This window comes from Agromyces sp. P1_H4, from assembly GCF_056405255.1.
This window is the reverse complement of sequence record NZ_JBFUCL010000475.1, coordinates 1-2,081: the sequence shown is the minus strand read 5'-3', so window position 1 is coordinate 2,081 and position 2,081 is coordinate 1. Positions and strand designations below refer to the sequence as shown.

Below are 2,081 nucleotides of genomic sequence, written 5' to 3'. Positions count from 1 at the left end.
GCGCGAGGTAGTCGCCGACCCGGACACCGGCGCCGAGCTGCACGGAGGTCGGCGGCAGCATCGGCAGGTCGACGGGCGTGAAGCGGATGAGGCGGCCGAGGCTGGTGACGGCCCCGATCTCGGCACGGCTGGTGGTGTCGATGGTCGATCGGATCGCGTCGTGCTTGCTGCGGCGGGCGGGCGGGGTGATGGTCGGCGGCCCGCCGGGACCGTCGGGCAGGTCGACCCGCGCGATGCGCCCGGTGGCGCTGAGGAACACGCGGCACGGCACGTCCGCCACCTCGAGCACGGCGGCCTGTCGCTTGGCGGCCGCCCCGGCGATGCTCGGACGGGCGTCGGTGAGCAGGGTGCGCCGCGGCGTGCCGTAGCGCTCCGCGACCTCGGCGAGCTCGTCGGACACGAGGGCTTCGATGCGATGACGGCTCGCCAGCAGCTCCTCGAGCTCGGCGATCTCGGCGCGCAGCTTGTCGCGCTCGGCTTCGAGCTCGATGCGGGAGAACTTGGTGAGCCGGCGCAGCTGCAGCTCGAGGATGTACTCGGCCTGCACGTGGCTGAGGTCGAAGACCTCCATCAGGCGGGCGCGTGCCGCGGCGGTGTCATCACTCGAGCGGATGACCTGGATGACCTCGTCGATGTCGAGGATCGCGATGAGCAGGCCGTCGACCAGGTGCAGGCGTTCGCGCCGGCGGGCGAGGCGGTACTGCGACCGGCGCGTGACGACCGAGATGCGGTGCGCCACGTACACCTGCAGCAGCTCGCGCAGCCCGAGGGTCTGCGGCCCGCCGTCGACGAGCGCGACGTTGTTGATGTTGAACGAGTCTTCCAGCGGGGTGAGCCGGTAGAGCTGCTCGAGCACGGCGTCGGGACTGAAGCCCGTCTTGATGCCGATGACGAGCCGGAGGCCGTTGGTGCGGTCGGTGAGGTCGGTGACGTCCGAGATGCCGCTGATCTTCTTGGCGTTGACGCCGTCCTTGATCTTCTCGATGACCTTCTCGGGACCGACGAGGTAAGGCAGCTCGGTGACGACGAGCCCGGTCTTGCGCGCGGTGATGTTCTCGACCCGCACTTTGGCCCGGGTCTTGAACGCGCCGCGGCCGGTGGCGTAGGCGTCCTTGATGCCGGCGAGGCCGACGATCGTGCCGCCGGTGGGCAGGTCGGGGCCCGGCACGAACTCCATGAGCTCGTCGAGCGTGGCATTCGGGTGCGCGATGAGGTGCCGGGCCGCGCCGACCACCTCGATGAGGTTGTGTGGGGCCATGTTGGTGGCCATGCCGACGGCGATACCGCTGGCTCCGTTGACGAGCAGGTTCGGGTAGGCCGCCGGCAGCACCTCTGGCTGCGTGAGCTGGTTGTCGTAGTTGGGCACGAAGTCCACGACGTCCTCGTCGAGGCCCTCGGTCATCGCCAGGGCGGGGGCGTCGAGTCGTGCCTCGGTGTATCGCGGCGCCGCCGGACCGTCGTCGAGTGAGCCGAAGTTGCCGTGGCCGTCGATGAGCGGCACGCGGAGCGTGAACGCCTGCGCCATGCGGACGAGCGCGTCGTAGATGGCCGTGTCGCCGTGCGGATGCAGCTTGCCCATGACCTCGCCGACGACCCGCGCCGACTTCACGTGCCCTCGATCGGGCCGGAGCCCCATCTCGACCATCTGGTAGAGGATGCGTCGCTGCACGGGCTTCAGGCCGTCGCGCGCGTCGGGCAGTGCCCTCGAGTAGATGACCGAATAGGCGTACTCGAGGAACGAGCCCTGCATCTCGGTGGCGACGTCGACGTCTTCGATGCGTTCGACGATCGGTTCGTCTGCGGGCGGGTTCTTGGCTCGGGTCATCCGTGGTCTCTGCGGCAGGCGTGCTGGGGGCACGCGGCGAACGAGGAGCGCGCCCTGGCCTGTGCCAGACTGGGCGCGATGCCTGCCATGCTACCGGTGCCCGCCGTCACAGCTCCGCGGCTTGCCGGGGTGCTCGCCAGTTCGATCGCGAGCCTGGCGGGGGAGGCGAACGAGTTCGCGCTCCCCGCGGCATCCGGAGCCGTCGTGGTGCTCGTGGACGGGCTCGGCGCGGCCAACATCCAGGCCAGGGCCGGGC

1 protein-coding gene is annotated in these 2,081 nt (G+C 70.4%); it reads right to left on the bottom strand.

All coding sequences use genetic code 11. From position 1 onward, the window contains the following. Positions 1-1,825, bottom strand: a 1,825-nt coding sequence (locus tag AC1DY2_RS19045) for a DNA gyrase/topoisomerase IV subunit A (protein WP_476763837.1), incomplete at its 3' end; no start/stop codon positions are given. Positions 1,826-2,081 lie beyond the last annotated feature (256 nt).